This is a genomic window from Streptomyces sp. CB02980 (assembly GCF_014451325.2).
In the GTDB taxonomy this organism is placed as follows: Bacteria; Actinomycetota; Actinomycetes; order Streptomycetales; family Streptomycetaceae; genus Streptomyces.
This window is the reverse complement of the sequence record NZ_JACSCH020000018.1, coordinates 1-20,950: the sequence shown is the minus strand read 5'-3', so window position 1 is coordinate 20,950 and position 20,950 is coordinate 1. Positions and strand designations below refer to the sequence as shown.

The 20,950-nt window shown below is 68.2% G+C and carries 21 protein-coding genes and 3 tRNA genes; 8 read left to right on the top strand and 16 right to left on the bottom strand.

All coding sequences use genetic code 11. The features are described 5' to 3' along the window. Positions 1-3: 3 nt before the first annotated feature. Positions 4-812 (top strand): IS5 family transposase gene (locus E0F75_RS30675; protein WP_229314210.1). Its coding sequence is split into 2 segments (ribosomal slippage): positions 4-343 and positions 343-812, totalling 810 coding nucleotides; the frame shifts between segments, so codons are not numbered across the junction. A gap of 9 nt (positions 813-821) precedes the next feature. Here the strand turns inward: E0F75_RS30675 and E0F75_RS30670 are convergent. From E0F75_RS30670 to E0F75_RS30640, 7 genes are all read right to left on the bottom strand, one after another. Next, a complete protein-coding gene (locus E0F75_RS30670; RefSeq protein ID WP_229314209.1) occupies positions 822-1,898 on the bottom strand; it encodes a response regulator in 1,077 nt (358 codons plus the stop codon). Next, positions 1,891-2,133 (bottom strand): hypothetical protein, encoded by a 243-nt coding sequence (locus tag E0F75_RS30665; RefSeq protein WP_229314208.1) that lies wholly within the window; start codon positions 2,131-2,133, stop codon positions 1,891-1,893. Before E0F75_RS30665 ends, E0F75_RS30670 begins: the two co-directional genes overlap by 8 nt. Positions 2,134-2,774: 641 nt before the next feature. Continuing rightward, positions 2,775-4,313 carry a terminase large subunit domain-containing protein gene (locus tag E0F75_RS30660; protein ID WP_229314207.1) on the bottom strand — a complete coding sequence of 513 codons (1,539 nt, stop codon included), beginning with the start codon at positions 4,311-4,313 and terminating at the stop codon, positions 2,775-2,777. Next, positions 4,310-4,846, bottom strand: a complete 537-nt coding sequence (locus E0F75_RS30655) for a hypothetical protein (RefSeq protein WP_229314206.1) — start codon at positions 4,844-4,846, stop codon at positions 4,310-4,312. The genes E0F75_RS30660 and E0F75_RS30655 overlap by 4 nt, the downstream gene beginning before the upstream one ends. A 672-nt stretch (positions 4,847-5,518) precedes the next feature. Continuing rightward, positions 5,519-5,956 carry a hypothetical protein gene (locus E0F75_RS30650; protein ID WP_229314205.1) on the bottom strand — a complete coding sequence of 146 codons (438 nt, stop codon included), beginning with the start codon at positions 5,954-5,956 and terminating at the stop codon, positions 5,519-5,521. Between the two features lie 93 nt (positions 5,957-6,049). Beyond that, positions 6,050-7,495, bottom strand: a complete 1,446-nt coding sequence (locus tag E0F75_RS30645; protein WP_229314204.1) for a methyltransferase domain-containing protein — start codon at positions 7,493-7,495, stop codon at positions 6,050-6,052. Beyond that, on the bottom strand, positions 7,492-8,151 hold the full coding sequence (locus E0F75_RS30640) for a ParB N-terminal domain-containing protein (RefSeq protein WP_229314203.1): 660 nt from the start codon (positions 8,149-8,151) through the stop codon (positions 7,492-7,494). Before E0F75_RS30640 ends, E0F75_RS30645 begins: the two co-directional genes overlap by 4 nt. A gap of 85 nt (positions 8,152-8,236) precedes the next feature. Between E0F75_RS30640 and E0F75_RS30635 the strand changes: the two genes are divergently transcribed. Beyond that, positions 8,237-9,166, top strand: a complete 930-nt coding sequence (locus E0F75_RS30635) for a DUF5677 domain-containing protein (protein ID WP_229314202.1) — start codon at positions 8,237-8,239, stop codon at positions 9,164-9,166. A gap of 70 nt (positions 9,167-9,236) precedes the next feature. Here the strand turns inward: E0F75_RS30635 and E0F75_RS40160 are convergent, their stop codons facing one another. From E0F75_RS40160 to E0F75_RS30620, 4 genes are all read right to left on the bottom strand, one after another. Continuing rightward, on the bottom strand, positions 9,237-9,359 hold the full coding sequence (locus E0F75_RS40160; RefSeq protein ID WP_267499774.1) for a hypothetical protein: 123 nt from the start codon (positions 9,357-9,359) through the stop codon (positions 9,237-9,239). A 452-nt stretch (positions 9,360-9,811) separates the two neighbouring features. Next, the gene (locus E0F75_RS30630) at positions 9,812-10,732 is read right to left on the bottom strand and encodes a hypothetical protein (RefSeq protein ID WP_229314201.1); all 921 of its coding nucleotides are present in this window, start codon (positions 10,730-10,732) and stop codon (positions 9,812-9,814) included. 10 nt (positions 10,733-10,742) lie between these two features. Further along, on the bottom strand, positions 10,743-10,997 hold the full coding sequence (locus E0F75_RS30625) for a hypothetical protein (RefSeq protein WP_229314200.1): 255 nt from the start codon (positions 10,995-10,997) through the stop codon (positions 10,743-10,745). A 48-nt stretch (positions 10,998-11,045) separates the two neighbouring features. Then, positions 11,046-12,251, bottom strand: coding sequence for a ParB/RepB/Spo0J family partition protein (locus tag E0F75_RS30620; protein ID WP_229314199.1), 1,206 nt, complete (start codon positions 12,249-12,251; stop codon positions 11,046-11,048). Between the two features lie 607 nt (positions 12,252-12,858). Here E0F75_RS30620 and E0F75_RS30615 point away from each other — a divergent pair. Next, a complete protein-coding gene (locus E0F75_RS30615; protein WP_229314198.1) occupies positions 12,859-13,389 on the top strand; it encodes a hypothetical protein in 531 nt (176 codons plus the stop codon). A 6-nt stretch (positions 13,390-13,395) separates the two neighbouring features. Beyond that, a complete protein-coding gene (locus E0F75_RS30610) occupies positions 13,396-14,169 on the top strand; it encodes a hypothetical protein (protein WP_229314197.1) in 774 nt (257 codons plus the stop codon). On the opposite strand, the gene E0F75_RS30605 is transcribed toward E0F75_RS30610, so the two are convergent. Continuing rightward, positions 14,158-15,117 (bottom strand): recombinase family protein, encoded by a 960-nt coding sequence (locus E0F75_RS30605; RefSeq protein ID WP_229314196.1) that lies wholly within the window; start codon positions 15,115-15,117, stop codon positions 14,158-14,160. The genes E0F75_RS30610 and E0F75_RS30605 overlap by 12 nt on opposite strands. 107 nt (positions 15,118-15,224) lie before the next feature. Continuing rightward, positions 15,225-15,428, bottom strand: a complete 204-nt coding sequence (locus E0F75_RS30600) for a DNA-binding protein (RefSeq protein WP_229314351.1) — start codon at positions 15,426-15,428, stop codon at positions 15,225-15,227. A 174-nt stretch (positions 15,429-15,602) separates the two neighbouring features. Between E0F75_RS30600 and E0F75_RS30595 the strand changes: the two genes are divergently transcribed. After that, positions 15,603-17,234, top strand: coding sequence for a tyrosine-type recombinase/integrase (locus E0F75_RS30595; RefSeq protein WP_229314195.1), 1,632 nt, complete (start codon positions 15,603-15,605; stop codon positions 17,232-17,234). A 114-nt stretch (positions 17,235-17,348) separates the two neighbouring features. Here E0F75_RS30595 and E0F75_RS30590 read toward each other — a convergent pair. The 3 genes from E0F75_RS30590 to E0F75_RS30580 form a co-directional block, all read right to left on the bottom strand. After that, positions 17,349-17,422: transfer RNA gene (locus tag E0F75_RS30590), tRNA-Ile, on the bottom strand. A gap of 166 nt (positions 17,423-17,588) precedes the next feature. After that, a tRNA-Asn gene (locus E0F75_RS30585) sits at positions 17,589-17,661 on the bottom strand. Positions 17,662-17,666: 5 nt separating this feature from the next. After that, a tRNA-Asn gene (locus tag E0F75_RS30580) sits at positions 17,667-17,739 on the bottom strand. A gap of 181 nt (positions 17,740-17,920) precedes the next feature. Between E0F75_RS30580 and E0F75_RS30575 the strand changes: the two genes are divergently transcribed. The 3 genes from E0F75_RS30575 to E0F75_RS30565 form a co-directional block, all read left to right on the top strand. Beyond that, entirely contained in the window at positions 17,921-18,232 is a 312-nt protein-coding gene (locus tag E0F75_RS30575) for a YtxH domain-containing protein (protein WP_229314194.1), read from the top strand. Between the two features lie 30 nt (positions 18,233-18,262). Next, positions 18,263-19,702, top strand: coding sequence for an FGGY family carbohydrate kinase (locus E0F75_RS30570; protein ID WP_229314193.1), 1,440 nt, complete (start codon positions 18,263-18,265; stop codon positions 19,700-19,702). Between the two features lie 183 nt (positions 19,703-19,885). Next, positions 19,886-20,950, top strand: a 1,065-nt coding sequence (locus E0F75_RS30565; RefSeq protein WP_229314192.1) for an ABC transporter permease, incomplete at its 3' end; no start/stop codon positions are given.

Genomic DNA, 20,950 nt, shown 5'->3' with positions numbered 1-20,950 from the left:
GGAATGCGTGCTGATCTTGTTCCTGACGACCTGTGGCAGCGGGTGGCCCCGCTGCTGCCGCCCGCTCCCGAACGGCGCCGCTGCTACCCCGGTCGGCTGCGTGTTCCCGACCGGGCAGCACTCGCCGGCGTCATGTACGTGCTGCGGACCGGTGTTGCGTGGCGCGATGTCCCCGCAGAGACCGTGGGCTGCTCCGGAGTGACGTCCTGGCGTCGGCTGCGGGACTGGACCGAGGCCGGCGTCTGGCCACGCCTGCACGCTGCCCTGCTGGCCGAGCTTCGGCGCGCCGCCCTGCTGGACCTTGACGACTGTTCCGTGGACGGGTCGCACGTCCGGGCCATCAAAGGGGGGATCACGTCGGTCCCTCGCCCGTCGACCGCGCCCGTTCCGGCTCCAAGCACCACCTGATCGTGGACCGCTACGGAACCCCGCTCACCGTGACGCTGACCGGTGGGAACCGGCATGACGTCACCCAGCTCCTGCCTCTGCTGGACGCCGTTCCGCCGATTCGGGGTCGGCGGGGACGTCCCCGCCGCAAGCCCCGGCGTCTACACGCGGACCGGGGCTACGACTTCGACAAGTACCGCCGCCTACTGCGGAAACGCGGAATCAAGCCGTTGATCGCACGACGCGGCGTCGCCCGCGGATCCGGACTGGGCAAGGTGCGCTGGGTGGTCGAGCGTGCCTTCGCCTGGCTGCACCAGTTCAAACGGCTCCGTATCCGATACGAACGACGCGCCGATCTCCACCAGGGCCTCCTCGATCTGGCCTGCAGCCTCATATGCCTCCGCCGCCTGCGAACCTCATTCTGAAACGATCAGTTAGAGGGTGTGGCGTTCGAGGTACAGGGAGGTAAACACGGTGACCTTAGCGCGCAGGGCCCAGGGGTCGAAGGGCTTGCTTATGTAGTCGACGGCGCCAGCGGAGTAGCCGCGGGCGGTGTGTTCAGAGTCGACGCCCATGGCGGTCAGGAAAATGATGGGGACGTCGCGGGTGCGGGGACGGCGTTTGATGTGTGCGCAGGTCTCGTAGCCGTCCATGTCGGGCATCTGCACGTCCATGATGATGACGGCGAAGTCGTCGTGATCGAGGAGCGCCTTGAGGGCTTCCCGACCGGAGGAGACGGTAACGAGTTCTTGGTCGAGGGTGGAGAGCACCGCAGTCATCGCAAGGAGGTTGTCGACCTGGTCGTCGACGACCAGGACCTTCGGCATTCCCCGCGGACTGGCTGGCAACGCCGCCGCGGTGGTCAGCTCGACCGCGTCCAGCTGACGCTCCAGGAGATCACACCGCCCCTCAGCTGCCGCGCGTTGCGCCTGCGCTTCCCGCAGAGCCGCGCCGAGGCGTTCGACCTCTTGCTGGAGCTCGTTGCGTTCCTGGATCAAGCCGGAGACCTCTGGGTGCGCGGCAGCGAGCTCGTCCGCCCGTTTACGCTCGGCAACCCGGTCGACCTCCAGCTGGTTCAGCCGCGTCTCCAGATCGGCGATCCGCTCCGTCCGGTCAAGCAGGGCATCCCCCAACACGTCCCCGCGAACACCGGAGCGGCGCGAGACACGATCGGCATCGGCTAGCTGCTGTTCCAGGATCTCCACCGCGTGCTTGGGGGAGGAACCCGCGTCCACAGCACAGCCGTACAGGCCGCGTACAAACTCGATAGCCTCCGTGGTGACCGCGGTCCCCCGGTGCTCGGCAACGTCCGCGAACAGATCGCTGATCACCTGCCACGGCGGCAGCCGGGTCCCGTTGAGGTACCGGGAGACGGTCCCCGGATCCAGCCCGCGCCGGGCCGCGTACCGCCGCACCGACACCTGCAGCCCCTCGAACAGCTCCCTCAGCCTCTCCGCCAACGCCCTCGACGTATCGCTCAGATCCTCCCCCAACGGCCGCAGCTCACCCATGACTCTGCCTCTCGTCTGTGAGCGTCGGGATGGCGGAAGGGGGCGCGGTCGCGGGTTCGGCGGCGATGAGGCAGTTGAAGAACGGCACCCCTACCCCCGCCGCGGCCAGGCCCGCGAGCAGACTGCGCGCCAGACTCTCACCGGCCAGCGCCGTCAGCCCGCCTGCGGCCGCGCCGGCGATTAAGGCGAGGAGGAACACCAGCGTCGATCTCAGCGACAGCAGAGGACGGTCCACCGCGCACTCCATTCATCCAACCCCGCGACAGGCGGGAGGTGTTGTCACCCGCCCGGCCGATTGCCGAACGGAGAACCCAGAATGGACGAACGCGAAGGTGTTGCAGTCCCTGATCGGCAACCTGGGCGGCGCAGACGGCCTGTTGCACCGTCGGCACCCGCCCCTCCCGAGACCGTTCCGGCCGGTCACGGCCCTGCCGTGTGGACAGGAGCCGGAGTGTTGCTTCGCAACGCGACCGCGGTCTGGCAACGATGCGTCAGATGCTGCCGCCAGCCGTGCGGTCGTGCCCGGCGCGGCATGTGGTGCGGCCGCGAGACTGCTCCCACTGCCCGGAGGCCGGTGATCGACCAGCCGCCCTCTCCGGATTCGCACACGCCCGAGCCATGGGGTCAGACCTGGAGAAGGTGACCGTGCAGCTCTCTGCCTCGGGTTCGAGTCGCGTGACTTCGCGCTGCGAGCGGCCATCCACGAGCGACTTGCACCCCGCCGGGCTACTGCGCCAGGCAGGTCAGGTAACGCGTCGCAGCTCCTGCGAGGCGAAACTGGCCATCCAGTTTCGCGAGCTGCCCGCCGGGCTTCACGACACGATCTCTGGGCCTCGCTGACAGCTGCATGAGCCTGAACGCGCAAGCACGTGAACGCTACCTCCGTCCGTCGAAGCGGCCATCGCCTGAGCCGGGTGGAAGGGTGTCGAGCTGGTCGGGGTCGGCCAGTTCGGTAAGGCCGTGCACGGCGGCGTCCATGCGGTCCGGGCTGTCCATGCCTTCGACCCAGGTGACCATCTGGTCCTCCAGCTCGGTGTACTCGCCTACGTGGTGGACGAGCTGCTGTTCGTAGAGCTGCGCGACCGGGGCCGCGCGGAGGCGCTTGCCGACCTTGGCTGTGACTTCCAGGATCATCGGCATGAGCAGGCCCTTCGTGACGCCTTCCCGGCGTAGCTGTTCCCACGCTTGGGTGACCACCTGTTTCGCCATGTCGCCGCCGTAATTCTTCTCCACCACGATGGCGTCCGCTTTAAGTTCGAGGGCGAGGCGGCAGGCGGCCAGGCCCCAGTCGTTCGCGCCCATCGAGCCAGACCGGTCGGCAAGGACGTACAGCTGTCGGTCGAAGTCGCGGGCGACTCCGACGATGCCGGTCTCGTCTCCAACGGTGCTCTCTCCGCCGGCGGGGTCGACGGCGACGATGATGCGCGCCATGTCGAGGCCGGAGAACTGCACGGCGTTGATGCGGGCGTTGTCGATCCACTCGCGCTGCCACACGCCTCCCGCGGGCGGGCGCGGCTTCTGCATGTACAAGGCACCCCATACGCGTTCGCCAACGCGCTTGCGGGTCTTGGCGTGGTGGCCGGCGTCGAAGCGGTCGGGCCACAGGGCTTCGCCGGGCGCGCGGCCGAGGGGATCGTCTGGGCTGTCGGCGAGGGCGGGGAGGTCGATGACGCGCCAGGCGTCGCGTTCGGTGGCGAGGATCCGTCCGGCAAGGTCGTCTTCGTGCCAGCGGGTCTGGATCAGGCATATGGCGCCGGCGGGTTCGAGTCGGGTCTGGATGACGGAGGTCCACCAGTCCCAGGCGCGTCTGCGCATGGTCGGGGAGTCGGCGTCCGCCATGTCCTTGACCGGGTCGTCCACGATGGCGATGTGTGCGCCGCGTCCGGTCAGGCCGCCGACGAGGCCGGCCGCGAGGAGTCCGCCTTCGCCTCCGACGATGTCGAAGCGGTTGGCGGCCTGGCTGCCGGGCTTGAGGTGGAGGCCGAGGTCGTCGCCCCAGGTGTGGATGGCGTCTCGGATCCATCGGCCGTGGTCGTCGGCCAGGTCGGCGGAGTAGCTGGCGATCATCATGCGGTGGCCGGGGTTGCGCCGCAGGTACCAGAGGGGAGCCCAGCGTGAGGCGCGGCGGCTCTTGCCGTGCCGCGGGGGCATGGTGAGCATGACGCGGTCGCAGCGTCCCTCAGCCATGTCGATGAACGCCTGGTCGATCAGGTCGAGGTGCCGGGCCTGCATCTCCTGCCCGCCGGTGAGCACGGCGGCGAGCGCGCCCGGGGAGCGGTCCATAGCGAGCTGCCGTTCGGCGCGTATGAGTTCGGCGCGCAGTTCCGGGGTCGCGGCACGGACGATGGAGCGGCGCTGCGCGGGCAGGAGTGTCCTGTAGCGGGCGACGATGCTCGCGTTGTCCCAGGGCCTCACTCGACGTCCGGGTCCGTGAGCGCGATCAGCTTCTCCAGCTCGTCGACCGTGGCGTTCTCGACCTGGACCGGCCCACCGTCCGGGCCGGAGACCTCGGTTCGGACCGGCATGTCGAGGCCGAGGAGCCGGGCTCGGCGCTCCATGATCCGCAGCGTGCGGTCCACGGCCGCGAGGTCCTGGTCGCGGACGGCCTTCTTGTAGGCAACGAAGAACAGCCGGTCCAGACGGTCGGCCTCCAGGGCACGGAGCTCGTCGACGTCGTCGTTCAGCTCGGCCCGCCGGTCGGCGAGGGCCTGGCGGACGTCGCGGCAGGCGGCATGGATCAGGGCCTCGTCGCTCGGCGGGTCCTGCTTCTTCCGGTACCGGTCGATGCCGTACCCCTGCGGGTAGGCGATGCCGTCGCTGTTGACGGCGGGGTCGGCGGCGAGCTTGCGGGCGATCGTCAACCAGTCCACGCCGGCGAGGCGGAGGTCGATGGCGTCCGAGCGGCGGCGCGCGATGGCCGCACGCGCGGCCTTGTCGGGGCGTCCCACGTCGGGGTCCTTCACGGCTCGGGTGCGCCCCCGCGCCCGAGTCCATGATCGCACCGCTCGGAGAGAAGCCGTTCCTGGGACTTTCATGTTCTCCGGACGGCGCCGCCGAGGATCACTATCGTGTCGTGTGGAAGTCTGGGAACGGGCCGCCCGTAGTTCTGGCGCCCGTTACCTCCCCAGGTGTACTGACAAGGCGAGCGGATCCAGCGACCTGCTCGGCCCGCCACGGTGCACGGTTGGCAGCCACTCCATCACACGCTCGAAACCAGCCAGAAAGTCCTGAGTTTCTATCGCTGGTGCGGAACTCAGTTCAGCCACAAAGTGTGGCCGAGCTGAGTAGGCGTGCCCGCATTCAGTTCGGCCCTGAGTAGAAGGGATCGAACGGTGGACTCGTCTGCAGTTCTCTGGATTCTCGCTTGGTCGGGCGTGGCCTCGATCGCAATCTTCGTTTTGACGGGAATCCTGGGACAGCTGCTTCCCTTGATCGAGGCGTGGCGTAGGTTGCTCAGCGCCGTTCGGGGCAGCAACGCGAAAGGCGCGTCGGGCGGCAGTGAGTCGGCACCCGAAGGGGAGAATGTTGCGGCACCGACCGCCGACCCGACGCAGCTTGGGGCTGCTGGATCGGCAATCGGCGTAGAGCAGCGCGACGAGGCGGACTCCGCTGCGCCGGCGTCACATCAGTGACATCTGATCACCTTCGCCGGGCTTCTTGGGCGGGACGAACTCCGGCGGCGCGTCTGGTGCGTCGCGCTGCATACGCAGCCACCAGGCGAACTGGTAGTTACGGCAGGTCCGGAACCGCTGAGAGTTTCGGCGGGGTTCGGTAGCGGGGATGTCGTGCTCGCCCCATCCGGTGATGGGGCGAGCGTTCTCCAGCTGGACATGAAGGCCGGGCACGAGGGCGGGGCCCTCCCAGTTCTCGCCCGGGGCGGCCTCGAAGGCGAGGTGGGCATTGTCGCTCCACCTCCAGGGGTTGGGCAGCGCGCACAGGTACCAGGCGAGCGGCTGGTTGGCCGCCGGCAGTTCGACGAACTGGTGCCGGCGCTTCGGATCCACCCGCGGGCGGTCCGGCTGCCCGAAGGTCTTCAAGCAGTGCCGGTCGAGCGCCACGTGGCGCACCCCTGCGAGCCACATGATGTGGTACCGAGAGCGTGACTCGATCCCGACCCTTATTCGTTCCGACATGAATTCCCCACTAAATTCTCAAATCCCGAGAGAACAATTCCTCTCTTTAACCAATTTTATCAAATTTCCCACCAATTCCAGGTGCCTGTCATGCCGGAACCCATTCGGATAGGGCATGTTGAATTCCTCCTCGAATGCCCTTTCGTATTCCTCCTTCGGGAGGGGAATAGGGCGGCGGCAGGTGGCTTTGATGTTGGAGCCGCTTAGGTCGGTGACCTTCACGTCTTCGAAGTAGCGCCGAAGGAGCGGTTCGAGGGTGTCGGGGGTGTGGAAGCGGAGCTTCTGCCACTTGCCCTTGACGAAGTTCATCTCGACGTTGTCCTCGTCGAGGAAGCTCATCTTCGTGGTGGCGGTCTGCGAGGTGACCCGCTTGGCCTGCTCGTCGCGGAGTTCGCGGGCGAGGTTGCGGGTGCCGAGGCACACGACGCCGTCGGCCGCGCACAGGGCGTTGACGGTGGTCAGTACCCAGTGCTGGTAGTCGAGAGTCGTGGTGGCGTTAATGACGGAGTCGAGGACGACGACGTCGTAGAGGCCGTTGGCCTGGATGTCGGTGTCGATGTCACGGAGCATGCCGACGACGGCCCGGATATCGACGGCGTACGAGCCGTCCCGGCAGCGGTAGGGCTCGTAGTCGTGGATGTTGAAGCCCTTGGCGCGCAGGTGCTTGGCGTAGTCGCCGTACCCGGCGCCGAAGTCCACGACGCGGTGGCTGGGCTTGAGCCAGGGGGTGACGAGCTGGTCCCAGGTCTCCGAGCCGTAGGCGAGCTTGCCGGCCTTGGCCTTGGAGGAGAACTGCCGGAGCCGCTTGGGCTGGACGATGTGCTGGTTCCAGACGGGTGCCTTGCCCTCGATGGCGGTCCAGTCGTAGACGCCGTACTCGCCGGTGAGGTCGGCGTGCAGCTGGGCGGCCTCGGAGGAGGGGACGGTCCAGGCGAGGAGGTCGAAGCGGTTGATGCTCGCGACGACGGCGTATTCGGCGTTGAGGACGATGCGGCCCTGGTCGTCGATGACGACGCTTCCCCACGGGCCGTGGCCGGCGGCCATGTGCCCGATCGCGTTGACGAAGGAGAGGTTCTTGCGTTCGGCGACGCGGATGGACTGCCACGGGATCCAGGACCAGGCGCCGAGTTCACCGGGGTCGGCGTAGACGACGCTGGCTTCGGTCTCGACGCGGTTGTGGAGCAGGTTGAACTGGATCTCGTCCTGCAACCTGACCTTGCTGCCGAGCATGACCGCGGGTGTGTGGGTCAGACCGATCGCCTTGAGCCCCTTGGTTCTCTGGTGGCCGGCGACCAGGGTCCCGTCCGCGTTGAGGATGACGGGCTTGACGACGCCGTGCCGACGCAGGGACGCCTGGAGCCGGATGAACGCGGTATCGCTGAGGCGCCGCGGGTTGTAGTCGGCGGGGCGGAGCTGGTCGAGCGGGTACGACTCGTGAAACGTCGTGGTGGGCACCTTGCTCATGCGGACTCGCCCTCCTGGTGGGCCTGCTGCAGGACGTGCCAGCCGAAGCCCATGTCGCTGTTCGTGTCGTCGACGAACTTCGTGTAGATGGCGTCCAGGGCCTCGACCTCCTCGGCGGTGATGCGGACCCGCTTGGACTGCCACTGGAGGTAGCCCCACTGGAGGTAGTCGACGGTCGCGGCCGCGCCGGTGCCCGCTCCGTCGGAGGTGAGCTCCAGGGTCTCGGGCAGGGAGGTGTCGTCGAGGAGCCGGTCTACGCTCTCGCGGTCGTAGCCGGTTCCCCCGAGGTCGGGGATCTCGGAGAGGACTTCGGCGAGCAGGGCGGTGTCGTAACCGGCAAGATCGTTGGTGCGGTTGTCGACCACGACAATGCGCGCGGCAGCCTCGTCGTCGACGTCGACCCAGGTAGCGGCGATCTGCTCCCAGCCGAGTTGCTGCGCGGCGGCGACGGTGTGGTTCCCCGCCAGGATCTCGTTCGATCGGCCGGTGTGCGTGCCCTTGTTGACGACGACGGCGCGGTACTGGCCGTTCACGGTCAGGGACTCGGCGATGGCCGGAAGGTCGCCGGTGCGGGGGTTGCGGTAGTAGGGCGTCAGCTCGGAGATGGGGACGGCGAGCGGGAGGAGCTGTTCGGGGATGTTGGCGAGCGCGGTCACGGTGCGTCCCTTGTGTAGGCCGTTCCCCGCGCCCTACAGGAAAACCACCCTAGACGGTCGGCGGCGCTGTGCCAGCCTGTACGTCATGAGCGCAGGGGATGAGAAGACCGCGGCGGAACTGACTGCGGCACTTCTGACGATCAAGGAACTGGCCGACGCCTTCGACGAGGTCGCGGCTCGCGAAGTGTCGGTGAGGGCCGAGCATGAGCTCACCTTCCTCGCGGCCTTCGGCTGGTGGGGGAAGATCGCGCGCACCGCGCGCGGAGTGACCCTGCTCGCCGATGCCGGGCTGTCGAGTGAGGCAACTCCCCTTGCGCGGGTGGTAGTCGAGCACACGCTGGCTTTGAAGTGGCTGCTGGACGGTGCCCCCGAGACGGTTCTCGCCTGGGAGGAGGAGGGGCAGGAGAACCAGCTTCAGCTGATCGAGGAAGCCGCGAAGGCGGAGTGGACGCTCCCCGACTGGGTCAGCAAGCCTGAGCTGCCGGCGAAGGGCGACGAGCACCCGCTTCGAAACGAGTACTCCTCGTTCCTGCGCCTGACCCAGCTCTACGGCGAGCAAGACACCTACGTCGCCTACCGGCTGATGTCGGCAGACGTGCATCCCTCGTCGACCGGATCGAGCCGGTTCCGACACGAGGAGGACGACAAGATCAGCCTTCGCATGCCGGATGATGACCACGCGCCACTGACTCATGTGGCGTACTGCCTCATCCAGGCTTCGAAGATGACGGACGAGCTCCTGGCGGGCAGCCCCCTTGCCCCGTCCATCCTCCGTGCCGAGGTCCTCTTCGGCCGTCCGCCGCACATGCCCGAGCGAATCCCGGAGAAGGAGACGCCGGTCCAGAAGGCTCCGACGCGGGTTCAAGTCTCCGCTGACGATCTGGACGAAGCGAAGGCTCTGGCCGCGATCGTGCTCGACTCCTTGCGGCATGCCGGGGCCAAGCTCGGCCAAGAGAGCGTGTCGCAGCGCAAGAGGCGGGTGATGGTCGACGTGTCCTCGATGCCGACGCACTGAGCGAGTCCTGACGAGCTGAGCAAACGAAGCGGGCGCCCGAGGTGGGCGCCCGCTTCGGTGTACGTGGAGATCAGCGGTTGTTGCAGCGGCAGATCCCGGGGGGCAGGCACCAGGCGTCACACGACTCGCACCACACGGCGCCCGGCACGGGCGGGGTGGGCTCGTTCTTCTCGGTCGTCTGCTGCTCGTTCATGCTGCTCTGCTTCCTATGCGCGTATAGAGGGCTGCTTCGAGTTCCGCTCGATGCCGGGCGGCGTCCGGGTCGGGCTCACGGCTCCAGCAGGAGTCGGGTCCGCGGTCGCAGGCGGGCACGGCTGGCCTGCCATCCCGTTCGGCGACGAGGCGGCGGTACAGGTCGTACTCGTCGGCGTGGCCGTGAAAGTCCTGCGAGGTCATGGCGCTCCCGGGTACACGTGGACCCGCCGTCGGCCTGGGCCGGGGCGGGTCCGCTCGCGTGCGTGGTTGTGGCGCGGCAGGTGGCTTCGCGTCGGTGCGGAGCCGGTGCCTGACGGGTAGGGCGCGGGGGATTGGCCACCCGTCAGGCACCGAGGGGATGCCGCATGCCACGGCAGTCGGTGGGCCGGTTCCTCGGCTGTGGCCGTTCCCTCCAACGAGATAGACCGTAGCACTGTTCAGTGTTGGGATCTATATTTCGCTCTGATCTCGATGCCCCTGGGCCGGCTCTCCGTGGCCGTAGCCGTCCAGGGATGCCGTGCCGTGTGAGGTCTCTTCGCCGGTGAAGAACAGGGCCTGCTGGGCGGTTCGGGGCCGCGCGTTGAAGTCCTCGGGCCTTGGGGCGTGCCGGTTGAAGCGGGGCGCGGCGGGGGCTTCGCGCACGGGGATGACGGTGACGACCGTGCGGATCCGGAGTGCCGGGAAGGCGTCGTCCGGTAGCTCGGTGACCGTGCCGCGCGCCTCCCGGACGCGGGCGAGGAAGTCTCGGCTGGTTCGGTCCTGGCGGAAGGTCAGGCTGCCGAACATGACGGCCACGAGCAGGCCACCCGGCTGGAGGAAGCGCAGCGCCCTTTCGACGTGGCGGATGTCCTGGCGGTCGGCGAACGGCGGGTTCATGATGACGCGCTGGTACTGGCGGTTCACCGGCACCGTCAGGAAGTTGGCTGTGGTGACACTGCGGGCGTAGCCGTCGGCGCGGATGTGGTCGGCGCGGCTCGGGTCGAGTTCGACACAGTCGACGACGGCCCCGCGGGCGGCGGCGGGCCCGGCGATCGCGCCGCGTCCGGCCGAGGGCTCCAGGACCTCGTATCCGGGGGTGAGGTCGGCCAGCTCCAGGAGGCGGTCGACGATGGGCGCCGGAGTGGGGTACCAGCCGCGCTCATCGTCGGTGGTCACCTCTCCGGTGTTCAGGAGCAAGGCCACCGCGTCGGCCGCGTCGACGGGGAAGAGGTGGGCCTGCTTGCTGCGGCTCCACTTGCCGCCGACCGCGCCGAGGGCGAGGTTCACGCGCTGGTAGAGCTTGACGTCGAGCTGGCCCGGCAGGTAGAGGGCGGGGCCTTTGGCCGTCGCCGACCCGATGACCTCAAGAACGTCGGGATCTATCCGCATCATAGGTTCCTTCCTAGGCGTATTCGGTGCAGTCGGCGGCGAGCGGGTGGTCCTTGTGGTCGTCGCAGACGGCGTCGCCCGTGGTGGGGTCCGTTCCGCCGTCGCATGCTTCGCAGACCCAGTAGCCGCAGACCACGCAGATGGCGGAGGCGAGTTGCTCGCCGTCGGTATCGCACAGGCGACATATGTGCGGCGGCAGCGTGCCGTCGTCGGGCCAGGTATTGAGACCGTTGATCACCGGGGGCCGCTTCACCAGGGAGATCTCCAAGCAGCAGGAGGGCGCGGCCCGTTGACGGGCCGCCCCCGGGTGGGTGAGTCAGGCGGCGAGGTCGACCGGCTCGCCCTCGGCGCTGGTGTCGGCGTCCTCCTGCTCCGGCTCGACGGCGGGGTCGGCCTCCTGGGTGTTCTCCTGCTGCTGGATGTCGGCCTGCGGGCTAATGTCCGTCTCGGCGACGGCCTCGCCCTGGTCCTCCTCCGGGGCGGCGGGCTCGCCCTGGGCGGGGGCGCCGGCCTGCTCGGAGGCGTCCGCTCCCGCGGGCTCCAGTCGGGCGAGCGCGGCCGCCGCATCGCCGACGAGGTCCGGCGCGGCCGCGTCGGGGCTGACCATCAGCTCGCTGGCGTCGGCGTGGGCCTTGGCCTGCTTGAGCTGCCAGCGGGCCTTCTGAACGTATTCGGCGACCCGGTCCATCTGCTCCAGTCGCTTCCCGACCTGCCCGTCCAGCATGCGGGCCAGCTCCATCGGGTCGGTCTTGGCGATGCCGCCCAGCAGCTCACACATGTGCTCGATCGCGTCCAGGTCGCTCTTGGTCTTGGCCTGCGCGCGGCCGAGCTCGGCCTTCTTCTCCGGCGTCATCTCCTCGACGTCGACCATGGAGTCCTGCTTCGCCGCCTTCTCCTGCTTGCGCATGGCGTAGGCGATGTGGACGAGCTGGTTGTCGGTCTTGTCGCCCTTCTTCCAGTCGTCGAAGACGGCCTTCTGGTTGCCCGGCGAGAGCGCGGCGATCTGGACGGCGGCCTGGGTGCCGATGTGCTTGGCGTCCACGGCGGCCTGGATCTCGGGGCGCAGGTTGAGCAGGGTCAGCCGCTGATTGACGAAGGGGACCGACTTGGAGAAGGTCTCGGCGACGGCGGGCACCTTGTCGGGGTCGCCGTCGTGCTCGTCGTCCAGGACCCGCTTGAAGCCGCGGGCCTCCTCCATGGGGAGCATGTCCTCGCGGTTGAGGTTCTCGGCCATGGCCTTCTTGAAGCTGTCGAGGTCGCTGATCTCGGCGTCGCCGTCGGCGAGGAGGATCTTGGCCTCGATGGTGATGTTCCCCGCGATCGCGTTGGCGCGGAAGCGGCGCTCGCCGGCGACGAGCTCGTAGCCCTGCTCGGCCTTGCGGACGACTATCGGCTGGAGCAGGCCGTGCTGCTTGATCGAGGCGGCCAGCTCGTTCAGCGCCTCCTCGTTGAAGGTCTCGCGCGGCTGGTCCTCATTGCGGGTGATCTGGCGCATCTTCAGGGTCTGGTACTTGTGAGGCATGTCGTCTCCAAGAGGTCAGCGGGTGGGGTCTCCCCCCCCCTTTCTTGCTTTTATTCTATATGCATCCAGGGTGGGAGTCCACAAAATTCTGAAGTTTTCCCAGGTCAGAGACGTGGGGCGCGAACCCCGAGGGTTCGCGCCCCACGTCTTACCCACCGCAGCCCCCCACCCCACCTGAACGCACCTGCCGACCGACTCTCTCGGCGTTCACGATCGCCAGCGCCCCCAGCACCTCGCACGCCAGCCCCTCATCCAGGGCGGCGTTCTCTTCGCCCCCGGACTCCGCCAGTCGAGCCAACACTCGCCCCACTTCGATCCCCACCCGTACCTCTTTGCGTCGTGACGCCGTACCGCCCGAGCATGCCCATCCTTAGATCCCTACACAACAGAGATTGCGGCACACCTCAAGGCCCGAAGAGAAGGCGTCACCCTGACCTCCTCCCCAGAGGGCAGGGGGCGACGCCCACACGCTAGGTAAGCGTTCGTGTTTTAACCGTTATAGATCTTGCTTCGGACCACCCGGTATTGTCAACAAACGAAGACATTGAAAGCCTCCACTCGCCATCACCCTGGCTGGAGTTGACAGACTTAGAGGAGTTACGACCAGATGCCGTCGCTCGGCCCGCAGGTACCTCTCGCCAGCAAGCTGGCTTTGCTGCTCGGCAGGAAGCGCGACAAGGCCGGGAAAACACTCAGCACGCGCGCCATCGCCGCAGCGACAGCCCAGGAGGCCGGCGGGAAACCGGCCATGACCCACCAGGTCGTCAACGAGCTGCTGACCGGGGAGAAGACGGACCCGAAACTGTCCCAGCTCCTCGGGATCGCACGGGCTTTTGAAACTCCGGTAAGTTTCCTGCTCCCCGGATACAACGGCTTGACCTCGCTGACGGTCTACGAGGAATACCCCGAGGTTCGTGAAGCCCTACGCCTGATTCACGACTTGGGGCCGGAAGGGGCAAGTGAGCTGCTGGAGGCCGCGCGTGAGATCCGCTCACGGCACGGCCGCAGCAACCTCACAGTCCCCGAGATTCCCGAACCCCTGCCCTCCGTCCCCGAGGCCCCACGGCCTGGTAGACGGCGCCGGCTCAGTTTCGACGAAGCAGCCCAACGGGCCGCCTCCGACCTGGAAGGACCCTAGAACGACATGGACGGCATAGTCTTCGGCCTGTGCACCCTCTTCGGCTTGACGGGCACCGTGCTCTCCGCCCGTGAAGCCTGGCGCCAGCAGGACCGAGCCGACTACCGCATCGCACGCGTGGCCAGAACCATCGCGTTCGGTGTGTGCACCCTCGGGGTTCTCCTCGCCGTTCCTGCGGTCGAGTCCGCAGTCGAGTCCGCGACCGGCATGAACAACGCGGCCAAGATCGGCGCCCACATCTGCGCGGTCCTGTGGTGTGGCAGCCTCCAGCTCATGCTGGTGGACTGGTCGTACACGCGGGAAGTCCTCAAGGCCAGCCTCTACGCGCGGATCGCCTTCGCAGTCGTCGTACTCGCCGCCATGCTCCCGCTGTTCGTCGCGACCACGGACGAGACCATCGAGTTCACCACCGCGCACGCCGCCGCGCCCGGCGTCACCGTGTACCTCATGGTCTATCTGGCCTACGTGGCGGTGACCTGTGGAGAGATCGTCTTCCTGTGCTCGGGGATGGCTCTGTCCATGCGTCGAGGCGGTCACCTCTGGACTGCGCGAGGGCTCACCATGTCGGCCGTCGCGGCGATGCTGGGCGTCGCATACGCCCTGAGCAAGGGCTCCTACCTGGTCACGCGCTACCTCGGCCACCCGTGGTCGCTGGAGACCGAGGAGATCGTCTCCCCGGTCCTGGCCGGCCTGGCAGTGGTCGCCCTGATCACCGGCCTGACGATGTCGATGGTCGGACGGCGGATCGCTGCGCGGAAGGTGACCGTCTCAGCCGTCTGACGCGCCGCCCATCTTGCGCCAGTGCAGGACGACGCGGCCAGGCTCGATCGTGCGGACACCCCGCGCGCGTGCCGGGTACACGACGATGGCCTCCAAGAGGAGAAGAGTGATCGCCCTCTTGGAGGCCGTCGGCGCAGTGTTCCACCAGCGCACCAGGTCGGTGGCGCTCCCCAGCTTGAAGTTCGCCATCTGCTCCGCGTACCGGAGCCGCTTTCGTGTCTCCTTGAGGGTCTTCGTCAGCTCGCCGTCGGCGATGACGAGGGCCTCGCTGCTGATCTGCCGCTGCCCGTAGAGCGTGGCGGCTTCATTCCGCCGTCCCTCAAGGTCGGCGATGTCAGCCGTCAGCTGCTTGACCTGCTCCTTGACGGCTTCCTGCGCGCGGAGAAGCTGCGCGCGAATGCCGGGCTTGAGGAGTTCGGCCACCACGTACTCGCCGACGTAGTTCTCCAGCAGCTCGGCGTCGATTCGGACCTCTCCGCACCCACCGCGCCCGTTCTTGTCCTTTGGGCGGCAGCGGTACCCCGGGGTACCCGAGTTCGTACGCGCACCCTGGAGAGCCTTCGTGCAGTTGCCGCACGTGCTCGCCTCATCGTTGAGGAGGTAGTCATGCACGTCGCCCGGCGCAGCCGTCTTCCGGGCCTTCTCACGCTCCTCCAAGGCGTGGAACTCCTCGGGGGTGATCGGGCCGGGGTGGCCGGCGTCCACAAGCTCGCCATTCGCCTCACGACGGAGCCCGGCGATGGCCGGGTTTCGGAAGAGACGGCCGACGGAGGCGTCCTTCCACTCCCCACCGAGGGTCCCTCGGTAGCCCTCACCGTTGGCCCAAGCGGCAACGTCGGCGTTCGAAGCGCCAGCCAGGGCCCGGCTAACCATCTGGCGGGTCGGCTCCACCTCGTCGTCGCGAAGCCGTTGACGCGACTGGTCGTCAAAACCGTAGAGCCGAGGCATTCGATGGTCGTCCGTTCTTCTCGTACGCGTGTAGCCGCCCGATCCTAGGCCACAGCCCCGTACGGGGGCTGCGGCCTAGGAGAGTTGTTCGGGTCGGCCCGCGATCATCAGCGCGTCGGCGGCGTCACCTCCAACACGCTCCACAACGCAGCGGTAGGAACCTTCACCGTGCTCCCCAGCGGAAGCGTTCGCACGGGGAAGGTCCCTTCCTTGATCAGGGCGTATGCCTTGTGGACTCCGATCCCGAGCGCCCGTGCAGCCGTGGTGACGTTCACCGTGGGCGGCAGTGCGAGCAGTTCGTCCAAGGTCATCTGACTGGCCCTGGCGCCTACAACTACGGCGTTTTCCGTTGTCATCCCGTTGTCGCGTTCTCCCCCACGCCAACGTGACTTAAGGATACGCCAACACTGGAGTGTTGGGGCAAGATGTCCCCACGGTTCACCGTGGACCGTCATAGAGGGACAAGGAGCGAGGACCCCAGAGTGATGGAGAAGTTCAACCCCTCCTACACGCGCTACTGCGTCTGCCAGGAGCCGGTGATCGGCGAGGACGGCGCCCCGGTCCTGGATGACTCAGGCAAGCCGAAGCAGCGCAACATCGGAGCCACCTGCCCGAAGCTCAAGGAGAAGAAGCACGGAAAGTGGAGCCTCTACTTCGAGCTGGAGGCCGGTGAGAACGGTGACCGGCGCCGTGTCCGCAGGTTCGGGTTCGCCACCAAGGACGCGGCGTTGAAGAAGGCGGCCGAGCTCTACCGGGAGGCCGTCAAGGGCACCGACATCCTCAGCGACGCCACCGTGGCCGAGGACCTGGACGCGTGGATCGGTCGCAAGAAGCGGCTCGCGCGCACGACGACTCACGGGTACGAGGATCACATCCGGTTGTACCTCAGGCCCCACCTCGGGCACATCAAGCGGCGCGACCTCAAGCTCCGGCACATCGAGGCGATGTTCACGGCGATCGAGCGAGAGAACGCCGAGCGGCTTCTGCACCACGCGCGCATAGTCGAACTGACGGAGGCGCGCGACGCGGCACACACGGCGTGGGTCAGGGCCTCCGGGAAGACGGAGGAGCGTCGCTTCAGGCGCGGCGCGTATCTGGATGCGAACGCGGCACTCCGCGAGGGCAGCAAGGGGCGGCGGAAGATCACCTCGGTCAACACGCTGCACCGCATCCTCGCGACTCTGAAGTCCTTCATGTCGGACGTCATCAAGCGCGGCGACTACACCACCAACTGGGCCAAGATGGTGGAGCTTCCGCCGGTGAAGAAGCCCACGGCGCTGGTCTGGACGCCGGAACGCGTCGACGAGTGGAAGCGGACGGGCCAGAGGCCGTCCCCGGTGATGGTGTGGACTCCGGAGCAGACGGCCGACTTCCTCGCCTTCATCGCGTCCGACCGGTTCGTCGGGCTGTGGAACGGGCTCATCTTCAGGGGACCGCGCCGCGGGGAGATGTGCGCACTGCCCCCGTCGGAGGTCAGCCTGTACTCACCGGTGCAGTACTTCCGAATCTCGGCGCAGGTCGTCGAAGTCGCCTACCGGGTCTACGACGAGGCACCGAAGCAGGACAGCGTCCGCACCGTCACCCTCGACACCGGCACCGCCGAGCTCTGGGTGGAGTTCGACACGACGCGCGCGAAGGAGCGCGAGGCATGGAGTGAGGCCCACGCCTACGTCGAGAGCGACCGCTTCTGGGTGCACGAGGACGGCAAGCCCCTCCACCCGGACTGGATGAGCCGGAGGTTCAATCGGCTCGTCGAGCTCTCTGGGCTGCCTCCGATCCGACTGCACGACACCCGGCACCTGTCAGCGGCACTGGCCCTGCTCGGCGGGGCAAAGATGAAGGTCGTCCAGGTGCGACTGGGTCACAAGAGCTTCCAGGTCACATCCGACACCTACACGGCGGTCCTCCCGCAGCTCCTGGACAACGAGGCCGAGACCACCAGCTCGGTCGTCCCCCGGCCGCAGCCTGGCTCGACGCCGGCTTCCGCGAACGGCAGCTCACGCCCTCCGGGGAAATGTGCCGCTGATCACGCGGCTCTGGACCCTGCCGAGGGGCCGCAGGTGACGCGGGACGGGCTCACTGATGCGCCAAACGAGGGGTTCGAGCGCGTCGTGTGACCTGCGTCCAATCTTTGTCCAATCAGGTGTGCTTTCCTGCTTAGGACGGGCTGCCAAGACCCTTCGTACTCACGTCTGACCGGTGAAGTGCCTGGTCACGACGTTTCTGCTCTGTGGGGCGGGTGGGACTCGAACCCACGGCCGACGGATTATGAGTCCGCTGCTCTAACCGGCTGAGCTACCGCCCCGAACGGTGAGGCGCGTACATGTGTGCGCGCCGTCTGCCGCAGCATAGCCGCTCATACGATCTCCTGCTCCGGAAGATCGGCTCTGCTCGACCATGAAGACCGCACCGCGCTCCGCATGGTTCCCCGGGACGCGAAAAAGGACCCCGAAGGGTCCTTTTCCGTTCCGCTCCCCCGACTGGACTCGAACCAGTAACCCTCCGGTTAACAGCCGAATGCTCTGCCAATTGAGCTACAGGGGATCGCGCTCCCCCGACTGGACTCGAACCAGTAACCTGCCGGTTAACAGCCGGCTGCTCTGCCAATTGAGCTACAGGGGATTGCTGCGTTGCACCGAACGTACCCACTCCGGATGCTCCGGGCGGGCGGTTGCTCGCTGCGACACATACATTAGCGCAAGCAGGGGGGTGCTCCGCCAATCGGTATCGCCGTGAGCACCACCTGGGCACCGGCGATGCGTCGTGGATGCATCAGGGAAGCTCTCCAGGGAAGGTGGTGGCCATGCGATACAAGCTGACGTTCGTCGTAGGACTCGCCCTCGGTTACGTGGTCGGCACGCGGGCCGGACGCGAGCGCTACGAGCAGATGAAGAAGTCCGCGAAGGGGTTCGCGCAGAACCCGGCCGTGCGCAACGCCGCCGAGTCCGCCGCCCAGACCGGGCGGCAGGTCGCGGGCAAGGCCGCGCACGTCGTGGGCGACAAGGTGGGCGACAGGCTGCCGTCCTCGGTGACCGACCGGTTCCACGCGCTGTCCGGGCGCGGCGGGGCCAACGGGAAGGTCGAGGACGACGACTGGGGCACCAGCAACACCTGAACCGCCCCGCGTGCGGCAGAATCAAGTGTCATGGGGATAGTCGCAGGACTCGACAGCTCAGCGGAGTTCACACGCATCGTCGTCTGTGACACGGACACGGGTGCCGTACTGCGGCAGGGATACGCCCCTCACCCGGGCGAACCCAAGGCCGTCGACGTCGACCCGCAGACCTGGCTGCTCTCGCTCGGGGAGGCCGCCACCGGCGGGCTCCTGGAGGGCGTGCAGGCCATCGGGGTGTCCGCGCAGCAGCACGGACTCGTACCGCTCGACGCGCAGGGCGGCCTGGTGCGGCCCGCGCTCGTCCGCAACGACAAGCGGGCCCAGATCGCCGCCGCCGACCTCGTCGAGTCGCTCGGCGGCCGCCAGGCCTGGGCCGAGGCCGTCGGCTCCGTGCCCGGCGCCGGGCAGCCGGTGGCCAAGCTGCGCTGGCTCGCCCGTACCGAGCCCGAGCACGCCCGGCGGGTCGCGATGGTCCTCCAGCCGCACGACTGGCTGGTCTGGCAGCTCCTCGGCCGGCCCGCCCGGCGCACCACCGACCGCGGCGCCGCCTCCGGCACCGGCTACTGGTCGGCCCGCACCGGCACGTACCGCCCCGATCTCGTCGAGCTGGCCCTCGGCCACCAGGCGGTGCTGCCCGAGGTCCTCGGCCCGGCCGACGCGGCCGGCACCACGCCCGAGGGGCTCCTCATCTCCGCCGGCACCGGCGAGACGATGGCAGCCGCCCTGGGCCTGGGGCTCGGCCCCGGGGACGCGGTGGTCTCGCTCGGCGCCTCCGGCTCCGTGATGGCCGTCCACCACGAGGCCCTCGCCGACCCCAGCGGCATGATCACCTCCTTCGCCGACGCCACCGGCATGCACCTGCCCGTCGTCCACACCTCCAACGCCGTACGGGCGCTGCGCGGCACCGCCGAGATGCTGGGCGTCGACTCCCTCGAAGAGCTGTCCGCGCTGGCCCTGAAGTCGACACCGGGCGCCTCCGGCCTCGTCCTGCTGCCCTATCTGGAGGGCGAGCGGACCCCGAACCTCCCGCACACCGCGGGCACGCTCAGCGGGCTGCGGCGCGAGTCGATGAAGCCCGAGCACCTGGCGCGGGCGGCGTTCGAGGGCATGCTCTGCGCGCTCACCGACGCCATGGACGTGCTGCGCGGACGCGGTGTCGAGGTGCGCCGGGTGTTCCTGCTCGGTGCCGCGGCCGCACTTCCGGCGGTGCAGGCGCTCGCGCCCGCGCTGTTCGGCGCGCAGGTCGTCGTGCCCCAGCCGGCCGACTACGCGGCGCTCGGCGCGGCCCGGCAGGCCGCCTGGGCCCTCGGGGTGGCGCGGGGCACGCTGTCGCCGTCCACTCCCCCGGCCTGGCAGGGCGCGGCCGCGCAGATCCTGGAGCCGGGCGAGGACCTGCCCTCGGGCCGGGCGGTGCGGCAGCAGTACGTGGCGACGCGGGACCAGCTCCACCCGGGCGCGTTCGGTTCGTGACGCCGCCCGGGGGGCCGGGCCCGGTTCGTAGCGCCGCCGGGAGGCCGGGGCCCACCCGGTTCGTAGCGCCGCCCGGGGCCCGGCCCGCGTACCCGGGCGGGCGTTCGCAAAGTCTTCCCCAGGGCTCGCCCCGCACCCCGAAACGAGTCGTAACGTCCCGGGCGTGCGGGCGATAGTGGAGCCGTGCTCATAAGACTTCTCCGAACCCACCTCGGGCCCTATCGAAAACCCATCGGACTGCTCGTGCTGCTGCAGTTGCTGCAGACCTCCGCGAGCCTCTACCTGCCGACCCTGAACGCGGACATCATCGACAACGGTGTCGTCGAGGGGGACACCGGATACATCCTGCGCTTCGGCGCCCTGATGGTCGGCGTCTCCGTCGTCCAGGTCGTCTGCAACATCGGGGCCGTGTTCTACGGCGCCCGCACCGCGTCCGCCCTGGGCCGGGACGTGCGTGCCGCGGTCTTCGACCGGGTGCAGTCGTTCTCCGCGCGGGAGCTGGGGAACTTCGGCGCGCCCTCGCTGATCACCCGTACCACCAATGACGTGCAGCAGATCCAGATGCTGGTCCTGATGGCGTTCACCCTGATGGTCTCCGCGCCCATCATGTGTGTCGGCGGCATCGTGATGGCCCTCGGCCAGGACGTGCCGCTCTCGGGCGTGCTGCTCGCCGTGGTGCCGGTCCTCGCGGTCTCGGTCTCCCTGATCGTGCGGAAGATGCGGCCGCTCTTCCGGACGATGCAGGAGCGTCTCGACACGGTGAACCGGGTGCTGCGCGAGCAGATCACCGGCAACCGCGTGATCCGGGCGTTCGTGAAGGACGACTACGAGGAGGAGCGGTTCCGCGGCGCCAACGCGGAGCTGACCGACGTCTCGATGGCGACCGGCCGGCTGATGGCGCTGATGTTCCCGGTGGTCATGACCGTCGTGAACATCTCCAGCGTGGCGGTCGTCTGGTTCGGCGCGCACCGCATCGACAGCGGCGGCATGCAGATCGGCGCGCTGACCGCGTTCCTCGCCTATCTGATGCAGATCGTGATGGCGGTCATGATGGCCACCTTCATGTTCATGATGGTGCCGCGGGCCGAGGTCTGTGCCGAGCGCATCGAGGAGGTCCTCGCGACCGAGTCCAGCGTGGTCCCGCCGGTGAAGCCGGTGACCGAGCTCGGCCGCCGGGGGCATCTGGAGGTGCGGAGCGCGGACTTCCGGTACCCGGGTGCGGAGGAGTCGGTCCTCAGGGACGTCGGG

Coding starts and splice junctions, on each gene's coding strand:
- E0F75_RS30575 (WP_229314194.1), top strand. CDS start 17,921: ATGCGATACAAGCTGACGTTCGTCGTAGGACTCGCCCTCGGTTACGTG.
- E0F75_RS30670 (WP_229314209.1), bottom strand. CDS start 1,898: ATGGGTGAGCTGCGGCCGTTGGGGGAGGATCTGAGCGATACGTCGAGG.
- E0F75_RS30645 (WP_229314204.1), bottom strand. CDS start 7,495: ATGAGCAAGGTGCCCACCACGACGTTTCACGAGTCGTACCCGCTCGAC.
- E0F75_RS30595 (WP_229314195.1), top strand. CDS start 15,603: ATGGAGAAGTTCAACCCCTCCTACACGCGCTACTGCGTCTGCCAGGAG.
- E0F75_RS30615 (WP_229314198.1), top strand. CDS start 12,859: ATGCCGTCGCTCGGCCCGCAGGTACCTCTCGCCAGCAAGCTGGCTTTG.
- E0F75_RS30610 (WP_229314197.1), top strand. CDS start 13,396: ATGGACGGCATAGTCTTCGGCCTGTGCACCCTCTTCGGCTTGACGGGC.
- E0F75_RS30605 (WP_229314196.1), bottom strand. CDS start 15,117: ATGCCTCGGCTCTACGGTTTTGACGACCAGTCGCGTCAACGGCTTCGC.
- E0F75_RS40160 (WP_267499774.1), bottom strand. CDS start 9,359: ATGAACGAGCAGCAGACGACCGAGAAGAACGAGCCCACCCCGCCCGTG.
- E0F75_RS30630 (WP_229314201.1), bottom strand. CDS start 10,732: ATGATGCGGATAGATCCCGACGTTCTTGAGGTCATCGGGTCGGCGACG.
- E0F75_RS30620 (WP_229314199.1), bottom strand. CDS start 12,251: ATGCCTCACAAGTACCAGACCCTGAAGATGCGCCAGATCACCCGCAAT.
- E0F75_RS30600 (WP_229314351.1), bottom strand. CDS start 15,428: ATGACCTTGGACGAACTGCTCGCACTGCCGCCCACGGTGAACGTCACC.
- E0F75_RS30635 (WP_229314202.1), top strand. CDS start 8,237: ATGAGCGCAGGGGATGAGAAGACCGCGGCGGAACTGACTGCGGCACTT.
- E0F75_RS30570 (WP_229314193.1), top strand. CDS start 18,263: ATGGGGATAGTCGCAGGACTCGACAGCTCAGCGGAGTTCACACGCATC.